The sequence below is a fragment of the Janthinobacterium darwini genome, from assembly GCF_051380905.1.
GTDB lineage: Bacteria > Pseudomonadota > Gammaproteobacteria > Burkholderiales > Burkholderiaceae_D > Janthinobacterium.
On record NZ_JBNYXX010000001.1, the window covers coordinates 783397 to 799309 of the forward strand.

18 protein-coding genes are annotated in these 15913 nt (G+C 61.8%); 16 read left to right on the plus strand and 2 right to left on the minus strand.

The window, feature by feature from the left end; all coding sequences use genetic code 11:
* Positions 1–32 precede the first annotated feature (32 nt).
* The 4 genes from ACQ4WZ_RS03515 to ACQ4WZ_RS03530 all read left to right on the plus strand — a co-directional run bounded on the left by ACQ4WZ_RS03515 (position 33) and on the right by ACQ4WZ_RS03530 (position 4572).
* Positions 33–545 carry a lipocalin family protein gene (locus ACQ4WZ_RS03515; protein WP_133990111.1) on the plus strand — a complete coding sequence of 171 codons (513 nt, stop codon included), beginning with the start codon at positions 33–35 and terminating at the stop codon, positions 543–545.
* A 264-nt stretch (positions 546–809) separates the two neighbouring features.
* Positions 810–2546, plus strand: a complete 1737-nt coding sequence (locus ACQ4WZ_RS03520; RefSeq protein WP_436572593.1) for a methyl-accepting chemotaxis protein — start codon at positions 810–812, stop codon at positions 2544–2546.
* Positions 2547–2617: 71 nt separating this feature from the next.
* Positions 2618–3301, plus strand: coding sequence for a tRNA-uridine aminocarboxypropyltransferase (locus tag ACQ4WZ_RS03525; protein WP_436572594.1), 684 nt, complete (start codon positions 2618–2620; stop codon positions 3299–3301).
* A gap of 80 nt (positions 3302–3381) precedes the next feature.
* Positions 3382–4572: a PA0069 family radical SAM protein gene (locus ACQ4WZ_RS03530; protein ID WP_436572595.1), complete on the plus strand. Its 1191-nt coding sequence runs from the start codon at positions 3382–3384 to the stop codon at positions 4570–4572.
* Here the strand turns inward: ACQ4WZ_RS03530 and ACQ4WZ_RS03535 are convergent.
* Entirely contained in the window at positions 4569–5195 is a 627-nt protein-coding gene (locus tag ACQ4WZ_RS03535) for a gamma-glutamylcyclotransferase (protein ID WP_436573852.1), read from the minus strand. The genes ACQ4WZ_RS03530 and ACQ4WZ_RS03535 overlap by 4 nt on opposite strands.
* A gap of 61 nt (positions 5196–5256) precedes the next feature.
* Positions 5257–6225: a LysR family transcriptional regulator gene (locus ACQ4WZ_RS03540; RefSeq protein ID WP_436572596.1), complete on the minus strand. Its 969-nt coding sequence runs from the start codon at positions 6223–6225 to the stop codon at positions 5257–5259.
* A gap of 124 nt (positions 6226–6349) precedes the next feature.
* Here ACQ4WZ_RS03540 and ACQ4WZ_RS03545 point away from each other — a divergent pair, with 124 nt between their 5' ends.
* The 12 genes from ACQ4WZ_RS03545 to fdx all read left to right on the plus strand — a co-directional run bounded on the left by ACQ4WZ_RS03545 (position 6350) and on the right by fdx (position 15913).
* On the plus strand, positions 6350–6883 hold the full coding sequence (locus ACQ4WZ_RS03545) for a VOC family protein (protein WP_070224143.1): 534 nt from the start codon (positions 6350–6352) through the stop codon (positions 6881–6883).
* Positions 6884–6931: 48 nt separating this feature from the next.
* On the plus strand, positions 6932–7954 hold the full coding sequence (locus tag ACQ4WZ_RS03550) for a fumarylacetoacetate hydrolase family protein (RefSeq protein ID WP_101482119.1): 1023 nt from the start codon (positions 6932–6934) through the stop codon (positions 7952–7954).
* Between the two features lie 20 nt (positions 7955–7974).
* The gene (gene maiA / locus ACQ4WZ_RS03555) at positions 7975–8625 is read left to right on the plus strand and encodes a maleylacetoacetate isomerase (RefSeq protein ID WP_101484644.1); all 651 of its coding nucleotides are present in this window, start codon (positions 7975–7977) and stop codon (positions 8623–8625) included.
* A 134-nt stretch (positions 8626–8759) separates the two neighbouring features.
* The gene (locus tag ACQ4WZ_RS03560) at positions 8760–9539 is read left to right on the plus strand and encodes a uracil-DNA glycosylase family protein (protein ID WP_436572597.1); all 780 of its coding nucleotides are present in this window, start codon (positions 8760–8762) and stop codon (positions 9537–9539) included.
* 32 nt (positions 9540–9571) lie between these two features.
* Entirely contained in the window at positions 9572–10123 is a 552-nt protein-coding gene (gene ybiA, locus ACQ4WZ_RS03565) for a riboflavin biosynthesis intermediates N-glycosidase (protein WP_101482117.1), read from the plus strand.
* Positions 10124–10337: 214 nt separating this feature from the next.
* The gene (gene iscR, locus ACQ4WZ_RS03570) at positions 10338–10814 is read left to right on the plus strand and encodes a Fe-S cluster assembly transcriptional regulator IscR (RefSeq protein ID WP_101482116.1); all 477 of its coding nucleotides are present in this window, start codon (positions 10338–10340) and stop codon (positions 10812–10814) included.
* Positions 10815–10856: 42 nt separating this feature from the next.
* Complete coding sequence (locus ACQ4WZ_RS03575) at positions 10857–12113, plus strand: IscS subfamily cysteine desulfurase (RefSeq protein WP_133990121.1); 1257 nt, start codon at positions 10857–10859, stop codon at positions 12111–12113.
* 54 nt (positions 12114–12167) lie between these two features.
* On the plus strand, positions 12168–12557 hold the full coding sequence (gene iscU, locus ACQ4WZ_RS03580; protein ID WP_076567031.1) for a Fe-S cluster assembly scaffold IscU: 390 nt from the start codon (positions 12168–12170) through the stop codon (positions 12555–12557).
* A 51-nt stretch (positions 12558–12608) separates the two neighbouring features.
* Positions 12609–12929 (plus strand): iron-sulfur cluster assembly protein IscA, encoded by a 321-nt coding sequence (gene iscA / locus ACQ4WZ_RS03585; protein ID WP_010399774.1) that lies wholly within the window; start codon positions 12609–12611, stop codon positions 12927–12929.
* A gap of 66 nt (positions 12930–12995) precedes the next feature.
* Positions 12996–13511, plus strand: a complete 516-nt coding sequence (gene hscB / locus ACQ4WZ_RS03590) for a Fe-S protein assembly co-chaperone HscB (RefSeq protein WP_101482114.1) — start codon at positions 12996–12998, stop codon at positions 13509–13511.
* Positions 13512–13619: 108 nt separating this feature from the next.
* Positions 13620–15500: a Fe-S protein assembly chaperone HscA gene (hscA, locus tag ACQ4WZ_RS03595; protein WP_101482113.1), complete on the plus strand. Its 1881-nt coding sequence runs from the start codon at positions 13620–13622 to the stop codon at positions 15498–15500.
* 71 nt (positions 15501–15571) lie between these two features.
* Positions 15572–15913, plus strand: a complete 342-nt coding sequence (fdx, locus tag ACQ4WZ_RS03600; protein WP_034750070.1) for an ISC system 2Fe-2S type ferredoxin — start codon at positions 15572–15574, stop codon at positions 15911–15913.

Consider the following 15913-nt stretch of genomic DNA (forward strand, 5'->3'; position numbering starts at 1 on the left):
AGCTGCCTTGATTTCACCATCTGGAGAAGACCATGAAAAAACTGCTGTTCCTGTGTGTGCTCGTACTGGCCGGCTGTGTGGGCCGGCCCGAGAATATTCATCCCGTCAATCACTTCGACACGACCCGCTATCTGGGGAAGTGGTATGAGATTGCGCGTCTGGACCACTCGTTCGAACGGGGCCTGAGCCATGTGACGGCCGACTACAGCCTGCGCCAGGATGGTGGCCTGAAAGTGCTCAATCGCGGCTACAAGGACACGGATGCGAAGTGGAAGGAAGCCGAAGGCAAGGCGTATTTCGTGGACAAGAAAGACGTGGGCTACCTGAAAGTGTCGTTTTTCGGCCCCTTTTATGGTTCCTACATCGTTTTTGATTTGGACCAGCAAGATTACAGCTATTCCATGATCAGCGGACCCGACAAGTCATACTTGTGGTTGCTGTCGCGCACGCCCACCATGGACGCTGGCTTGCAGCAACGATTGATCGAGAAAGCCCGGGGGCTGGGTTTCGATACGTCAAAATTGATCTATGTGAAGCAAAACTGAGCTTGCTTGCCTGCCGCCCATTCGTGGCGGCATAGTGTCTCCCAGTTGTTGCTTTCCTGCATGTTATTTCTTGCAATGCCATCCTGATTCACTCACAATCTGCTCCAAAGTGGTGCGCTGCGGCGTGCTGCCATTCCGGCGAGGCGGTAGCGTTGCGTCGCCGTTCGTGATTGCCGCACGGCAGATGCCTGCTATATTGCTAGGTAGCAGCAGGTCGGTTTCGTGGCGTCTGTGCATTGTTTTTTTTCAGATAGGAATCACGCAATGAAAAACCTCAAAATCGGCGTGCGTCTCGGTGGCGCTTTTGCCGCCGTCCTGCTCCTGTTGACGAGCCTGACCGTGGTGGGCATCGTGCAGATGCAAAGCGCCAGCAAGGAAACCGATACACTGGTCAATGTCAAGGTGCGCAATGAGCGCCTGATCGCCGAATGGACCAAGGTCATCGAGGTGAACGCGGCACGCACGGCCGCCGCCTGGAAAGTCAGCGATCCTGAACACCAGAAGCAGTTTGAAAAGGAAATGGCGGTTTCGTCCGCCCGCGCCACGGAAATCCAGAACGATATCGGCAAGAGCGAGCTGAACACTGAAGAGCAGGCACTGTACCAGGAGGTGCTGAGCACGCGCAAGGCGTATACGGAAGTGCGCAAGAATGTGTTCAAGGCCAAGAACGCGGGCGACCTGGAACTGGGCAAGCGCCTGTACGAAGGTGAGATGGTCGCCAAGCGCGACATTTATCTGGCGGCGCTGAAGAAGCTGGAAGTGCTGGAAGCCAGATTGCTGGACGAAGCGGCCGCGCAAATCCGTTCGCGCTATGAAAACGGCCGTTTGCTGCTGATCTCGCTGGGCGCGCTCGCCATTTTGCTGGGTATCGCCTGCGCATACTGGATCACGCGCTCGATCACGCGTCCCATCACGCGCGCCGTGCAGGTGGCGGAAGCCGTTTCCGCTGGCGACCTGACCAGCCATATCGTGGTGGAAAGCCACGATGAAACGGGGCAACTGATGCATGCGCTGAAGAACATGAACGATAAACTGGTCAGTATCGTCGGCCAGGTGCGCGCCGGCACGGAATCGATCAGCACGGCGTCGAGCGAAATTGCCGCCGGCAACCTGGACTTGTCGTCGCGCACGGAAGAGCAGGCCAGTTCGCTGGAAGAGACGGCTTCTTCGATGGAAGAGCTGACCTCGACCGTGAAACTCAATGCCGACAATGCACGCAGCGCCAACCAGCTGGCCATCGACGCCTCGCAGATCGCCAGCAAGGGCGGAGTGGTGGTGTCGGAAGTGGTCAGCACCATGGGTTCGATCAACGATTCCTCGCGCAAGATTGTCGATATCATCAGCGTCATCGACGCCATCGCCTTCCAGACGAATATCCTGGCCCTGAACGCGGCCGTGGAAGCGGCCAGGGCGGGCGAACAGGGCCGCGGCTTTGCCGTGGTGGCCTCCGAGGTGCGCAACCTGGCGCAGCGCTCCAGCGCGGCGGCCAAGGAAATCAAGGGCTTGATCGACGATTCCGTGCAAAAGGTCGAGGCCGGTTCGCAACTGGTGGACAAGGCGGGCCGCACCATGGACGAGATCGTGCAAAGCATCAGCCATGTGACGCAGATCATGAACCAGATCACCGATGCCAGCGACGAGCAGCGCGCCGGCATCGAACAGGTCAACCAGGCCATCGGTCAGATGGACCAGGTGACACAGCAAAATGCGGCCCTGGTGGAAGAGGCTGCCGCAGCGGCCGAATCCATGCAGGAACAGGCAGCCAAGCTGGCCGAGGTGGTGGGAGTATTCAAGCTTGATGCCACGCAGCAATATGTTTCCACCAGGGCTGCCCCGTCTGTGAACGCGTCTGCACCGGCAAGAACGGCCATGCGGCCTGCCGTGCAAGCCGCCGTGCGGCGTGCGCCAGCGCAGCCCGTGGCCGCGCCAGCGGAAGCGATGCGCGCACGCGCGCCGAAGGCGCCGGTGGCGTCTGGCGCCGACGAATGGGAAGAGTTTTAAGCGCAGACTCCCCGTGGCATGGCGCGGGCGCTACAATCGCGGCTTGAAGACAGCCGCGAACGCGCTCCGCCATGACCACCCGCCGTACCTCCAGTTCTAGCTCCAGCCATACCGCTGCATCCTCCTCCCTGGCTGAAACCGCCAAACGCGCGCGCTGTCCAAGCTGTCTGCGCGCCGAAAGCAGCTGCATCTGCCGCTGGATCACCCCCGTTGCCCACGCGGTGGACGTGCTGATCCTGCAGCATCCGCTGGAAGTCCACAACGCCAAGGGCAGCGCCCGCTTGCTGCACCTGAGCCTGCCCAACAGCCGCATGCTGACGGGCGAGCAGTTTGCCCCTGACACGCTCGCCGCATTGCTGGCCGACAAGCACGCTGTGCTGCTGTACCCGGATACGCCAGGCGATCGTTCGCTGGGCATCGCGCCGCCGCCTGCGCTCGACCCCGCCACATTGCTCGATCCGGCCCGCTTGCAGCTGGTGGTGCTGGACGCCACCTGGCGCAAGAGCCGCAAGATGGTGTACCTGAATCCCCGCTTGCAACAGTTGCCGCGCCTGCCCTTGCGCGATACGCCCGCTTCCCATTACCTGATCCGCAAGGCACACGCGCCAGACCAGTTATCGACCCTGGAAGCGACATGCTATGCCTTGATGCAGTTGGAGCAGGATGCACCCCGTTTCGTTCCCTTGATCACGGCATTTGACGGTTTTGTCGCGCAGCAGTTGAGTTATGTCATGCAGCATGCTGAAAAAGCGTGAAATGGCATCACGCCAGCCCTTGATCTTGCCCGCGCAGCGGCATAGTATACTGTACGTATATACAGTTAATGGGGCCGTTCATGAAAGCAATCATTCCAGAGTACGATGACAGCTTCGCCGGGCAAGCCATGTTGCCGCCGCAATCGCTGAAAGCTCACAAGGGGCGCGGAGCCGTGTCGAACTTGCAAGGGCGCTACGAGGCGCATGCGCGCGCCGGTTTCGATGACGGCTGGAGCGTGGGTGGCCTGGATGAAACGGCCGGGGAGGAGGTCGCTTCGGGCTGGAAGACGCAGGTCAGCGACGAGCAGGCGCGCACCATCCTTACGCGCAATGCTTCGCCCGACTTGCCCTTCAATGTGTCGCTGAACCCGTACCGGGGCTGTGAACACGGATGCATTTATTGCTTTGCCCGTCCCACGCACAGCTATCTGGGCCTGTCGCCGGGCCTGGATTTCGAGAGCCGCATCTATGCCAAGGTGAACGCCCCCGAACTGTTGCGGCGCGAATTGGCCAAGCCATCGTATGTGCCCGAACCGATCGCCGTGGGCGTCAATACCGATGCGTATCAGCCGTGTGAACGCGAACGGCAGCTGACGCGGCGCGTATTGGAAGTGCTGCACGAGTGCGAGCATCCCGTGGCGCTGATCACAAAATCGTCGCTGATCGAGCGCGACATCGACATTCTGGCGCCCATGGCGGCCAGGCGCCTGGCGGCCGTGGCCGTCACTGTCACCACGCTCGACCCTGCCATTGCGCGCACCCTGGAGCCGCGCGCGGCCGCGCCGGCGCGGCGGCTGCGCACCATCCGCACCCTGACGGAGGCGGGCATTCCCGTGGGCGTGAGCATCGCGCCCATCATTCCGTTCGTGACGGAGCCGGAAATCGAGCAACTGCTTGAAGCCGTGCGCGACGCGGGCGCGATCCACGCCCATTATGTGGTACTGCGCCTGCCGTGGGAAGTGAGTCCATTGTTCCAGCAATGGCTGGAGGCGCACTTCCCGGAGCGGGCCCAGCGCGTGATGAACCGTGTGCGCGAAATGCGTGGCGGCAAGGATTACGACAGCGCGTTCGGCGCGCGCATGCGGGGCGAAGGCGTATGGGCCGACCTCATCCACCAGCGCTTTGAAAAGGCCGTGCATCGGCTGGGGCTGCACGGCAAGGGGGGGCGTTTCAAGCAGCTCGATTGCACGCAGTTCCGCCGGCCGCTGGTGGTGCCGCCGTTGGGGAACAAGGCAAAAGGGGCGAATGCGGGGCAGCTGGATCTGTTTTAAGTTACACCAGCGTCAGTGCTGTTGCTGCAGGGGTGTGCTGCGGCGCTGTGCTGGGTAGGTGTCTGGAGTTGCGCCAGATGTTGCTCGATGGCAAATACGTGCGGGTCGTTCTTGCCCAGCTCGCGCAGGGCGCTGGCCAGGTGCAGCAGGTATTCGCTGTTCGGGCCGCTGGGGCCGTTTGATCGGGCGATCTGGCGCGCGATGTCCAGTTCCGGGGCGGCACCGAGGAAGGCGGCGTTTTCCTCGTTGGCGATGTACACCAGGCCTTCGACCTTGCCGCCGTCCTCGAAGCTAATGTCGGTGGCCAGGCGCAGGTAGCCATTTTTTTCGCGGTGGTCGAGGTGGGCGAAGACTTCGGGCGTGATCAGGTAAGCCATGCCGTCACACACGGCGCCCGCCTGCGGCACGATGGTGGCGACCCGGCCCGGCGCCATGGGCGTGCCCCGATGGTCGTGCGAACCCTGCCAGAAGCGCCGCGTCCAGCCGGCGATGCTGGCCGGGCGGCGCTCGATATAGGGAAAGTCCGCCTTGTAGATCAGGGAGCCATAGCCGAACAGCCAGACTTGTTCATGACCGTCGAATTTGTTCATGCGCTGGTTGATGGCGATGGTGGCCGCGTCGATGGGCGACAGGTCGTGCTGGTCAGGCTGGGTCATGGCGTGTTTGCAAAGGGGCGATGCGCCATTATAAAGCGCTGCCCGCAGGGTTGCCCGCTGGCAGGCTATCGCGTGCCGCGTCGCCGCCCGCGCCCACATTCCACTCGTGCGTCTCGACGAACTGGAACAGGAAGGCCATGAAGCTTTCGGCCGCCGGCGACAGCGAACGGCCCGTCTTCGTGTAGACGAAAAAGCGCCGCGTCAGTTCCGGCTCGTGCAGGGCGCGCATCTGCAATTTATATAATTTGACCATCGGTTCTGCATACGGCAGGCAGACCGTGATGCCCAGGTTGGCGCTGACCATGGCCAGCGCCGTTGTCATGAACGTGACTTCATTGTAGGGATTGAGCGACAGGTCGCGGAAGCTGCCGTGCATGTCGCGCAGCAGGCGTTCCGTAAACTGGCCCTGCAGCGAGATGAACGGGTAGTCGCCCACGTCGGCCCAGGTGACGCGGTCTTTCTGTTGCAGCGGGTGCTGCTCCGGGAAGACCAGCACGAAGGGCATTTCGAACAGTACTTGCGCGGCAATTTCCGCCGTCGGATCGCGCTCGGGGCCGATGCCGAAATCGACTTCGCCGCTGAAGACACGGCTCGATACATTCTCCACGGGGCAGTCGACCAGGCGCAGCTGCACATCCGGATGGGCCTGGCGGTACGCGGCGATCACTTCCGGCAGCAGGGTACACGCCATCATCTGCGGCGCTGCTATGCGCACCATGCCCGTTTTCAGGGCTTTGCGCTGGGCGATGCCGGCCATGGTCCCATCGAGATCCTCGATCATCTTTTCAAACAGCGGATACAGTTCGCGGCCGATTTCCGACAGCTGCGTCTTGCGCGTGCTGCGCTCGACCACGCGCACGCCCAGCACGCTTTCCAGTTCCTTGATCAAGCCGCTCAAGGCGGACTGCGTCACGTGCAGGTATTCGGCGGCCAGGGTAAAACTGCCGGTCTTGGCCAGCGCCACGAAGGCGCGCATCTGTCGCAGGCTAGGACTCATAAGATAATCCGATAAATCAATGGTTAAAAATTGTTTGTATGATAGCTGTAACTCGATTCTAATGGTGAAAAGCTGAAAAACACGCCAGCCATCGCGCCCTGAGCGCATCCATTGGAGACAGACCATGAAAATCAAGCAAATCCACCACGTCGCCTACCGCTGCATCGACGCGAAGAAAACCGTCGAGTGGTATGTCAAGCATTTGAACATGAATTTCGTCCTCGCCATCGCCGAAGACCTGGTGCCGTCGACCAAGGCGCCGGACCCGTACATGCATGTCTTCCTCGACGCGGGCCAGGGCAATGTGCTGGCCTTTTTTGAACTGCCGACGCAGCCGCCGATGGACCGCGACCGCAATACCCCCGCCTGGGTGCAGCACCTGGCGCTGGAAGTGGGCAGCATGGAAGAACTGCTGGCCGCCAAGGAGCGCCTGGTGGCCGCAGGCATCGAGGTGCTGGGCCCTGTCAACCACGCGATCTTCCAGTCGATTTACTTCTTTGACCCGAACGGTCACCGCCTGGAACTGGCAGCCAACGTGGGCACGCCGGAAATGATGGCCAAACTGGACGCCGTCAAATGGGAAATGCTGGAAGAATGGTCGCAGACGCGCCGTGCGCCGAAACACGCCGCCTGGATGCACGCGCCGGCCGAAGCCTGAGCGCCGCAGACCGATACCTTCTGAAACAACCACCGAACAAGGAATACCATGAAACTCGCAACCCTGAAAAACGGCAGCCGCGACGGCGCCCTGATCCTCGTCAGCCGCGACCTGCGCCAGTATCAGCGCGTGGCCGCCATCGCTCCCACCCTGCAGGCGGCACTCGACAACTGGGACGCCGTCGCGCCAAAGCTGGAACAGGCCTACGCCGACCTGAACGCGGGCCAGGCGCCGGACGCGCAGCCGTTTGATGCAGCGTTGTGCCACTCGCCGCTGCCGCGCGCCTACCAGTGGGCCGACGGTTCCGCCTACATCAACCACGTGGAACTGGTGCGCAAGGCGCGCAACGCGGAAGTGCCAGCCTCGTTCTACACGGACCCGCTGATGTACCAGGGCGGCTCGGACAGTTTCATCGGCCCACGCGACCCGATCTTCGCCCTGTCGGAAGAGTGGGGCATCGACCTGGAAGCGGAAGTGGCAGTGATTACGGGCGACGTGGCCATGGGCGCCGGCGTGGCCGATGCGGCGGCATCGATTCGCCTGGTCATGCTGGTCAACGATGTCTCGCTGCGCAACCTGATTCCGGGCGAACTGGCCAAGGGTTTTGGCTTCTTCCAGTCCAAGGCGGCCAGCGCGTTTTCGCCCGTCGCCGTCACGCCCGATGAACTGGGTGCCGACTGGTCGGACAGCAAGCTGCACCTGCCGCTGCTGGTGGAGCTGAACGACAAGCCCTTCGGCAAGCCGAATGCGGGCGAAGACATGACATTCAACTTCGCCCAGTTGGTCGCCCATGCGGCGAAGACGCGCGAACTGGGCGCCGGCAGCATCGTCGGTTCCGGTACCGTGTCGAACAAGCAGGGCAATCTGTTCGGTTCCAGCATCGACAATGGCGGCGTGGGCTATTGCTGCCTGGCCGAGGTGCGCATGTATGAAACCATCGAACACGGCGCGCCAAAGACGGCGTACCTGAAGTTCGGCGACACGGTGCGCATCGAGATGCGCGACGCGGCTGGCGCCAGCATCTTCGGCAGCATCGAGCAGACGGTCGCGCTGTACGCCGGCCGCGCCTGAAAGGACGCCTCGCCATGAGCATGAAGCTGTACACCTATTTCCGCAGTTCGGCAGCCTACCGCGTACGCATCGCCCTCAATGTGAAGGGCATCGCTTACGACAGCATTCCCGTGCATCTGCTGCAGGATGGCGGCCAGCAGCTGCTGCCAGCCTACCGCGCCGTCAACCCGTCGGCGCTGGTGCCGGCGCTCGATGACGACGGCGCCATCCTGACGCAGTCGCTGGCGATGCTCGAATACCTCGACGAGACGCGTCCTGGCGTGCCGCTGTTGCCGGCGGACGCGCTGGGACGCGCCCGCGTGCGCGCGCTGGCGCTGGCGATCGCCTGCGACGCCCATCCGCTGACGAATCTGCGCGTCCTGAAATACCTGAAAAACACGCTTGGCCTGTCGGACGAGGCCAAGCAGGAGTGGTACCGCCACTGGATGGCCGAGGGACTGGCGGCCGTGGAAGCGCTGCTGGCGCAGGGCGACCCTGCCGGCACGGGCCTGTTCTGCCATGGCGACAGTCCGACGATGGCCGATTGCTGTCTGGTGCCGCAAGTGTTCAATGCGCAGCGTTTCGCCATCGACCTGGCGCCGTACCCGCGCGTGGTGCGCATCCATGCGCATTGCGCCGGCTTGCCTGCGTTTGCCGCTGCCCATCCGTCGCAGCAGCCTGACGCCGAATAGACTTGATGTAGCGCACTCAAAAATCCCCGGCCTGGCAACAGGCCGGGGATTTTTTATGCGTGCTTGATGTGGGGCAGTCAATGCCAGCTTGCCGGTGCGCTACAATTTGCGTTTGTCCAAATACTTCCCGCGCCATGACTGCTACCACCGTTCCTTCCGGCATCATCGATGCCCTGTCCTTGGCGCATCCTTCCTGGCGTCCCGTCCTGCTGCGCGGCTTGCACGCCGTGATGGCGGCCGATCCCGCCTACCTGCCGGCGCTGGCTGTTGACGATTATCTGCCCACGCAGGGCCGGCTGTTCGCCGCCTTTGCCTTGCCGCTGGAGCAGGTGCGCTACGTGCTGGTGGGTGAGGGGCCGTATCCGCGCGCTGAGAGCGCCACGGGCGTGTGCTTCATGGATGGCGCCGTCGGCAGTTTATGGTCGGCGACAGGCCTGTCCAAGCCCGTCAACCGCGCCACCTCCTTGCGCAACTTCATGAAGATGCTGCTGGTGGCCGATGGTCAGTTGCAGGGAGGCGACACGTCCGGCATGGCCATGGCGCCCGTGGCGGCCGCCGCGCAACTGCCGGGCAGCGGCGTGATCCAGACCCTGCCCGACTTGCAGCGCAAGATGACGGAGCAGGGCTTCTTGCTGCTCAACGCGGCGCTGGTGTTCCGTTCCCACGTGCCGCCCGCGCAGGATGCGCGCGGCTGGCTGCCCTTCTTGCAAGTGGTGCTGGAAGCGCTGGCGCAGCAGGGCGGGGCGGCCGCGCCGCAATTGGTGTTGTGGGGCAAGATTGCCGAGCTCATCAAGCGCCTGCCGGTGGCGGCATCCTTGCCGCAGGTGACGGCGGAACATCCGTATAATCTGTCCTTTATCGGCAATCGTGACATGCAGGCATTGTTTGGTCCGATGCAACTATTGCGTGCTTGAATTGGCGCCTGTCTGGCGGAAGTGCGGGGAATATGCAAATTAGTAATGTGGAAGAATTGAAGGCATGGATAGAGGCGGGCGGCGTGCCCGACTATCTGTATTTCTGGGGGCACACGCCAGCACAGCCGCAGGTGCCCGACAAAAGCTGCTTCAGCCAGTGGTTTCCGTCGCCATTCAGCCTCGCTGGCGTGACGTATGCGACGGCCGAGCACTACATGATGGCGCAAAAGGCGGCCCTGTTTGGTGACACGGCCGTGCAGGCGCGTATCGTGGCGGCCGGGCGGCCGTCGGAAGTGAAAAAGCTGGGGCGCGAAGTGGCGAACTTTGACGCCAGGGTCTGGGAGGCGGCGCGCGCCGGCATCGTCTTCGATGGCAACTTTGCCAAGTTCTCGCAAAAAGCCGCGCTGCGCAAGTTTTTGCTGGGCACGGGCGAGCGCGTCATCGTCGAAGCCAGTCCCGTCGATCGCATCTGGGGCGTGGGCCTGGCGTCGGACAATCCGCGTATCGGCGATCCATCGCGCTGGGATGGTTTGAACTTGCTGGGTTTTGAATTAATGAAAGTACGGACAGCCCTGCGCGGGTGAGGATGCCAGCGATTTTCCGTAATGTTGTTTTCCTGATGCCGCCGCGCCTGGCGCGGCCGGCCATGCCCCTGCCAGCCCTGTGGTCTTCGAGGGGCGCTCTGACAAACCCCGCCGAATTTGTTATACTTGACTAAATCATTCAACTACTCAGGGTTTGAGAAGTTGAAAAGCCGCGATATTTTAAACCAGTTATTGAACAGTTGACCGAGGATGTATGCGTCTGACTACAAAAGGCCGTTTTGCCGTGACTGCAATGATCGATCTTGCCCTGCGCCAGGGCAAGGGACCGGTCACCTTGTCCGGCATCAGCCAGCGCCAGTCGATTTCCCTGTCCTACCTGGAACAGCTGTTTGGCAAGTTGCGCCGCCATGAGATCGTCGAATCGATTCGTGGCCCCGGCGGCGGCTACAGCCTGGCGCGCCGTGCCGACAAGGTGACGGTGGCCGACATCATCATCGCCGTCGATGAGCCGCTCGATGCCACGCAGTGCGGCGGAAAGGAACATTGCCACGGCGCCGATGCGGCAACGGGGGCACGCTGCATGACGCATGAATTGTGGTCCACGCTCAACGAAAAAATGGTCGACTATCTGGATTCTGTGTCCTTGCAGGACCTGGTCGACCAGCAGAGACAAAAGATTGCCGAACAAAGCGTGATGGTGATGCACCGTAATCACGCCGCCGTCGGTTGAACATTATAAAATACTAAGTTGCTGATTGCATTGGAGTTATTGATGAACGCCCCTGAAAAAAACGTAGGCCAAGTGCACTTTGAAACCGCACCGCATTTTCCGATCTATATGGATTACTCGGCCACTACGCCGATTGATCCACGCGTCGCCGACAAGATGATTCCTTACTTGCGCGAGCAGTTCGGCAATCCGGCGTCGCGCAGCCACATGTATGGCTGGACGGCGGAAAAAGCCGTGGAAGAGGCACGCGGCTACGTGGCGGCTCTGGTGAACGCCGATCCGCGCGAAATCATCTGGACTTCCGGCGCGACGGAAAGCAACAACCTGGCCATCAAGGGCGCGGCGCAGTTCTACAAGACCAAGGGCAAGCACATCATCACCGTCAAGACCGAGCATAAATCGGTACTCGACACGGTGCGCGAACTGGAACGCATCGGCTTCGAAGCAACGTATCTGGAACCGCAGGACAATGGCCTGATCACTGTCGAGCAACTGGCTGCGGCCGTGCGCCCGGACACCATCCTCGTGTCGGTGATGCTGGTGAACAACGAAATCGGCGTGATCCAGCCGATCGACGAGATCGGCGTGTTCTGCCGCTCGAAAGGCATCATCTTCCATTGCGACGCCGCGCAAGCGACGGGCAAGCTCGTCATCGACCTGCAAAAGACCAAGGTCGACCTGATGACCTTTACGGCGCACAAGACCTACGGCCCGAAAGGCGTTGGCGCCCTGTACGTCTGCCGCAAGCCGCGCGTGCGCCTGGAAGCGCAAATGCACGGTGGCGGCCATGAGCGCGGCTTGCGCTCGGGCACCCTGCCTACGCACCAGATCGTCGGCATGGGCGAAGCGTTCCGCATCGCCAAGGAAGAGATGGACAGCGAAATCGGCCGCATCAAGGCCTTGCGCGACCGCCTGGCCAAGGGCTTGCAAGAGATTGAGGAAGTTTACATCAACGGCGACATGGACCACCGCGTGCCGCACAACCTGAACGTCAGCTTCAACTACGTCGAAGGCGAGTCGCTGATCATGGCCATCAAGGATATCGCCGTGTCGTCCGGTTCGGCCTGCACCTCGGCCAGCCTGGAGCCATCGTATGTGCTGCGCGCCCTGGGCCGCAGCGACGAACTGGCGCACAGCTCGATCCGCTTCACCATCGGCCGCTTCTCGACCGAGGAAGACATCGACTTCGCCGTGAACCTGCTGAAATCGAAAGTACACAAATTGCGTGAGCTGTCGCCCCTGTGGGACATGTTCAAGGAAGGGATCGACATCAATTCGATCCAATGGGCGGCACACTAACCATCACGCAGGTCCCGCTCACGGGGCCGGCAAGCATATTAAAGGAGCATCAAAATGGCTTACTCGGACAAAGTACTCGATCACTACGAAAACCCGCGCAACGTGGGCGCTTTCGACAAGGGTGATGAAACCATCGGCACCGGCATGGTGGGCGCGCCTGCCTGCGGCGACGTGATGAAGCTGCAGATCAAGGTCGGCGCCGATGGCCTGATCGAAGACGCGAAATTCAAGACCTACGGCTGCGGTTCGGCCATCGCGTCGAGCTCGCTGGTGACCGAATGGGTCAAGGGCAAGACCCTGGACCAGGCGCTGGCCATCAAGAACACGCAGATCGCCGAAGAACTGGCCCTGCCGCCAGTGAAAATCCACTGCTCCATCCTAGCGGAAGACGCCATCAAGGCAGCTGTTCTGGACTACCAGACCCGCCATCCAGTAGCAGCTTAAACGTTGGCAGCCCGCCCCAGCCGCAAGGCCGGGGCAGTTGCGGAGAAATACATGATCACACTGACCGAAAAAGCGGCGAAACACATCAACCGTTATATCGAACGGCGCGGCAAGGGCATGGGCCTGCGTTTTGGCGTGCGCACCACGGGCTGCTCGGGCCTGGCCTACAAGCTCGAATATGTCGATGAAGTGGCGGCCGAAGACAGCGTCTTCGAATCGCACGGCGTGAAGGTATTCGTCGACCCGAAAAGCCTGCCTTACATCGATGGCACGGAACTCGATTTCGCGCGCGAAGGCTTGAACGAAGGCTTCAAGTTCCACAATCCGAACGAAAAAGACGCCTGCGGCTGCGGCGAGTCCTTCAGGATTTAAACAGCTGGCAAGACCCCGGTCGGTGCGCTGTACCCATCGATTGCGGTACAGCGACCACCGACAATTATGCAAAACCATTTCGAATTATTCCAGTTGCCGGCGCAGTTCGGGCTCGACATGAGCGCGCTCGACGCGGCCTATCGCGACGTGCAGGGCAAGGTCCATCCGGACCGTTTCATCAACGCCAGCAGCGCTGAAAAGCGCGTGGCGATGCAATGGGCCACGCGCGCCAATGAAGCCTATCAAACCCTGAAAAGCCCGCAGAAGCGCGCGCAATACCTGTGCGAGCTCAATGGCGTCGATTTGCAGACGGAATCGAACACGGCCATGCCCGTCAGCTTCCTGATGCAACAGATGGAATGGCGCGAAGAGCTGGGCGACGCCCGTGCCGGCAAGGATGCCGACGCGCTCGACGCCCTGGATCGCCAGCTGCGCGGCGAACGCAAGGCTTTGCTGGCCCAGGTGGCGGCCCAGCTCGACGGGGGCGACTATGTGAACGCCGCGCAAAGCGTGCGCGCCCTGATGTTCCTGGACAAATTCGGCGAGGAAGTCCGCTTTGCATACGAAGCCATGGAAGCCTGACTGGCTGATCGCTTGACCCGCGTGCCAAGCGCCAGTCTGGCACGCGTCTTATAATGCGCGACAGGCATCAGCAGCATCACGCAAAAAATTAATCGAGGCACGAATACAATGGCACTTCTGCAAATTTCCGAACCAGGCATGTCGACCGCGCCGCACCAGCACCGCCTGGCCGTCGGCATCGATCTGGGCACCACCAATTCCCTGGTCGCCACTGTCCGCAACAGTATCCCCGAGGTACTCAACGACGAGGACGGGCGCTCCTTGCTGCCCTCCGTCGTGCGCTACCTGCCGAACGGCCATGCGAACATCGGCTACAAGGCCCTGTCCGCGCAAACCACCGACCCGAAGAACACCATCGTGTCGGTCAAGCGCTTCATGGGCCGCGGCCTGGCCGACATCGCCTACGCGGAAAACCTGCCCTACGACTTCCAGGATACGCCTGGCATGGTGCAGCTGAAAACCGTGGCCGGCGTGAAAAGTCCCGTCGAAGTGTCGGCGCAAATCCTCGCCACCCTGCGCCAGCGCGCGGAAGATTCGCTGGGCGACGACCTGGTCGGCGCCGTGATCACCGTGCCCGCCTACTTTGACGACGCGCAGCGTCAGGCCACCAAGGATGCGGCGCAGCTGGCCGGCATCAATGTCTTGCGCCTCCTGAGTGAGCCCACGGCCGCGGCCATTGCGTATGGCCTCGACAACGCCTCCGAAGGCGTGTACGCCGTGTATGACCTGGGCGGCGGCACCTTCGATATCTCGATCCTGAAACTGAGCAAGGGCGTCTTTGAAGTGCTGTCCACGGGCGGCGATTCGGCCCTGGGCGGCGACGATTTCGATCGCCGCCTGTTCTGCTGGATCAGCGAACACGCCAAGCTGGCGCCCCTGTCGGATGAAGACACGGCGATCCTGATGGTGAAAGCGCGCGAAATCAAGGAAACATTGTCGACCAAGTCGGAAACGATGATCGACGCGGCCCTGAACTCGGGCGAAGAGATCCACCTGCGCATCACGGCGACGGAATTTGCGGCCATGACGCAGCACCTGGTGGGCAAGACCATGAACGCCATCAAGAAAGCCTTGCGCGACGCGAACGTGGATGCGGACGACGTCGATGGCGTGGTGATGGTGGGCGGCGCCACGCGCATGCCGCACGTGCAGCGTGCCGTCAGCGAATTCTTCCACACGACGCCGCACGCGAATATCGATCCTGATAAAGTGGTGGCGCTGGGCGCGGCCATCCAGGCAAACTTGCTGGCCGGCAACCGCGCCGCCGGCGACGACTGGCTGCTGCTGGACGTGATCCCGCTCTCCCTGGGCATCGAAACCATGGGCGGCCTGGTGGAAAAGATCATCCCGCGCAATTCGACCATTCCCTGTGCGCGCGCGCAGGAGTTCACGACGTTCAAGGATGGCCAGACGGCCCTGGCCGTACACGTGTTGCAGGGCGAGCGCGAACTGGTGAGCGATTGCCGTTCGCTGGCGCGTTTTGAATTGCGCGGCATTCCGCCGATGGTGGCGGGCGCCGCGCGCATCCGCATCACGTATCAAGTCGATGCGGATGGCTTGCTGTCCGTTTCGGCGCGCGAACTGCGCTCGGGCGTGGAAGCGTCGATCAGCGTCAAGCCTGCCTACGGCCTGGGCGACGACGACATCGCCCGCATGCTGCAGGATTCCTACACCTCGGCCGACGTCGACATGGTGGCGCGCGCGTTGCGCGAAGAGCAGGTGGAAGCGGAGCGCATCCTGCTTGCCACGCAGTCGGCCCTCGATGAAGACGGCAGCTTGCTCGATGACGCGGAGCGCGTGCTAGTGGATGGCTTGATGAACAAGGTGCGCGACGCCATTGTGCAATCGCAAAGCGGCGCCGTCGACCACCAGGCATTGAAGCTGGCGATCGAAGCGCTGGCCGACGGCACCGAGGATTTCGCCTCGCGCCGCATGGACCGCAGCGTGCGCACTGCCCTGAAGGGCAAATCGCTCGACCAGGTCGTTTAAAGATAACTGAAATGCGCGCCGCGTGCACTTGCTGCGGCAGCGCTCCGAATCATTGAAATTGTAGAGGTAATATGCCCCAAATCGTCATTCTGCCGCACGCCAAGCTTTGCCCGGACGGCGCCGTCATCGAAGCCCCTGCCGGCAAGTCCATCTGCGACATCTTGCTGGAAAACGACATCGACATCGAGCACGCCTGCGAAAAATCGTGCGCCTGCACCACCTGCCACGTGCTGGTGCGTGAAGGCATCGAATCCTTGAACGAAGCGACGGAACTGGAAGAAGACATGCTGGACAAGGCCTGGGGCCTGGAAGCCGTGTCGCGCCTGTCGTGCCAGTCCATCGTGGCCGAGGCAGACCTCGTCGTCGAAATCCCGAAATACACGATCAACCAGGTCAGCGAAGGCAGTCACTAA